This window comes from Sphingomonas sp. CCH15-F11, from assembly GCF_001557005.1.
Classification (GTDB): domain Bacteria; phylum Pseudomonadota; class Alphaproteobacteria; order Sphingomonadales; family Sphingomonadaceae; genus Sphingomonas.
Genome location: NZ_LSKG01000131.1, coordinates 1 through 2,563 on the forward strand (window position 1 = coordinate 1; position 2,563 = coordinate 2,563).

A 2,563-nucleotide genomic window follows, 5' to 3' on the forward strand; every position below is an offset into this window, starting at 1 on the left:
CGGTGTGCGTGCTGCTGCGCGGCAAGGCGCTGAGCGAGACGTCGCGGGCGCGCCTAGCGCTGATGCGGGAGACCAATGACGGCTTTCGCATCGCCGAGGAGGATCTGCGGCTGCGCGGGGCAGGCGAGTTGCTGGGCACGCGGCAGTCGGGGGAGGCGCAGTATCGGCTGGCGACGCCCGAGATGCTGGCGGAGCTGCTGCCGCCGGCGACCGGGGACGCGCGGTTGCTGATCGACCGCGACGGCGGGCTTGAAGGTGCGCGCGGGGCGGCGGCAAGAATCGCCTTGTACCTGTTCGAGCGGGATTCGGCGGTCGCGCTGTTGCGGTCGGGCTGATCCCTGGCGTAGCGCAGGGCCATGCAATTGCTTCTGCCCATCCTGATGACGCTGATCGCCGGCATCGGCATCGCGATCCAGCCGCCGACCAACGCGGTGCTGGCGCGGGCGTCGGGATCGGTGCTGCTGGCGGCGCTGATTTCGTTCGCGGTGGGCACCGCGGTCCTGCTGGTCGTGTGGGCGTTCAGCGACCGGGGGTCGATTGTGGGACTGCGCCAGGTGCCGTGGTGGTCGTGGCTGGGCGGGCTGTACGGCGCGGTGTTCGTCAGCGCCGCCGCCTATGCGGCACCGCGGCTGGGGCTGGCGACGATGCTGACGCTGGCGATCGGGACGCAGCTGACCGCGGCGCTGGTCATCGACCAGTTCGGGCTGCTGGGGCTTGCCCGTTCACCGGTCACGCCGGTGCGGCTGGCGGGATTGGTGCTGCTGCTGGCGGGCGTCGCGCTGATGCTGCGCCGGGGCTGATCCAGGGATCAGCGGCGGAGCAGGCCGGCGAGCAGTTCGTAATAGCTGGCGCGGTCGATCGGCTGTTCGAACTGACAGCCCATCCGCCCGCCGAGCCACCAGCGCACCTCCGCCACGGTCACGCCGATCACCGGCATGTTGATGCGGATGCGGGTGCCGGGGGCGTATTCGTCCTCGCACCGCGCCATCAGGCCGTGGGGCGAGATGTTGACGACAAGCAGGTTGATCGGCCGCGCATCGGGGCCGAAGGCGCGGGCGCGGTAATGCACCTCGTCGCGTTCGACGGCGCGCTGGTCGACAATGGCCAGATTGGTCGCTCGCATCGCCATGCGTGAATTCCCTTAACAGGCTGAGCACCAGGCTAGGGCGACAGGCGTGAACAGCGCCGCAATGAACAGGGTTAGCAAGCGGTGAATCGCACCCGCATGCGACCAGCCGAAACCCTCACCCCGCCGGCCGCAACAGCCCGTGATGCTTCTTGCCCGCCGAGACGCGCACCTCGCCCGCGACCGCGACGGTCGCGGCCTCATCGGCCACCTTCTCCCCCTCGACCCGCGCGCCGCCGCCCTTGATCAGCCGGCGGGCCTCGCCCTTCGACGCGGCAAAGCCCAGCCCGACCAGCGCGTCGACCAGCGCGATCCGGCCCCCCGCCACCGCAAGCACGGGCAGCGCACCGCCCGCCGCGCCCTCCTCAAAGGTCCGGCGCGCGGTTTCCGCGGCTGCTTCGGCGGCGTCGCGGCCGCGGCACATGGCGGTGGCCGCATTGGCCAGCACCTTCTTCGCCTCGTTGATCTCCGCGCCTTCCAGCGCCTCCAGCCGGGCGATCTCGTCCAGGGGCAGGTCGGTGAACAGGCGCAGGAAGCGGCCGACATCGCGGTCGTCGGTGTTGCGCCAGAATTGCCAGTAATCATAGGCGGGCAACGCGCCCTCGTTCAGCCACACTGCGCCCGACATGGTCTTGCCCATCTTGCCGCCGTCCGCCGTGGTGATGAGCGGGGTGGTGACGCCATAGACCTCTGCGCCCGCCACGCGGCGGGTGAGTTCGATGCCGTTGACGATATTGCCCCACTGATCCGACCCGCCCAGTTGCAGCCGGCAGCCGAAGCGGCGGTTCAGTTCCAGAAAGTCATAGGCCTGAAGGATCATGTAGTTGAATTCGAGGAAGCTGAGCGATTGTTCGCGATCGAGCCTGAGCTTGACCGAATCGAAGCTGAGCATCCGGTTGACCGAGAAATGCTGGCCGATGTCGCGCAGGAACGGGATATATTCCAGCCGATCGAGCCATTCGGCATTGTCGAGCAGCACCGCGTCGGTCGGGCCATCCCCGAAGGTCAGAAAGCGTTCGAACACGGTGCGGATCGACGCGATGTTCGCCGCGATCGTCTCCGCCGTCATCAGCTTGCGTGCTTCGTCCTTGAAGCTGGGATCGCCGACCTTGCCGGTGCCGCCGCCCATCAGCACGATCGGCTTGTGCCCCGATTGCTGGAGCCGGCGCAGCAGCATGATCTGAACCAGGCTGCCGACGTGGAGCGACGGCGCGGTGGGATCGAAACCGATATAGCCGGGCACGACCTGTTTCGCGGCGAGCGCGTCGAGCGCCGCCGCGTCGGTCATCTGATGGACATAGCCGCGCGAGGTGAGCAGCCGGACGAGGTCGGAGGAGGCGTCAGTCATGGTTGCGCGCCCATAGCGAAGCCGGGGGCGGGTGTCATGCGGCGCGTGGCGGCGCGGCGGAAGTTGACACTGGGTTGACACTGTCGGGG

3 protein-coding genes and 1 pseudogene are annotated in these 2,563 nt (G+C 68.7%); 2 read left to right on the forward strand and 2 right to left on the reverse strand.

Translation table 11 applies throughout. The features are described from left to right. A pseudogene (locus AX709_RS12435) lies at positions 1-335 on the forward strand (ATP-dependent DNA helicase RecG); the annotation flags it as partial. Between the two features lie 21 nt (positions 336-356). Beyond that, positions 357-800, forward strand: coding sequence for a DMT family transporter (locus AX709_RS12440; RefSeq protein ID WP_066549661.1), 444 nt, complete (start codon positions 357-359; stop codon positions 798-800). Positions 801-808: 8 nt separating this feature from the next. Here AX709_RS12440 and AX709_RS12445 read toward each other — a convergent pair whose 3' ends face one another. Together AX709_RS12445 and tyrS are read right to left on the reverse strand one after the other, a co-directional pair. Beyond that, a complete protein-coding gene (locus AX709_RS12445) occupies positions 809-1,129 on the reverse strand; it encodes a PilZ domain-containing protein (RefSeq protein ID WP_066478059.1) in 321 nt (106 codons plus the stop codon). A 115-nt stretch (positions 1,130-1,244) separates the two neighbouring features. After that, positions 1,245-2,474 (reverse strand): tyrosine--tRNA ligase, encoded by a 1,230-nt coding sequence (tyrS, locus tag AX709_RS12450; RefSeq protein ID WP_066549663.1) that lies wholly within the window; start codon positions 2,472-2,474, stop codon positions 1,245-1,247. Positions 2,475-2,563 lie beyond the last annotated feature (89 nt).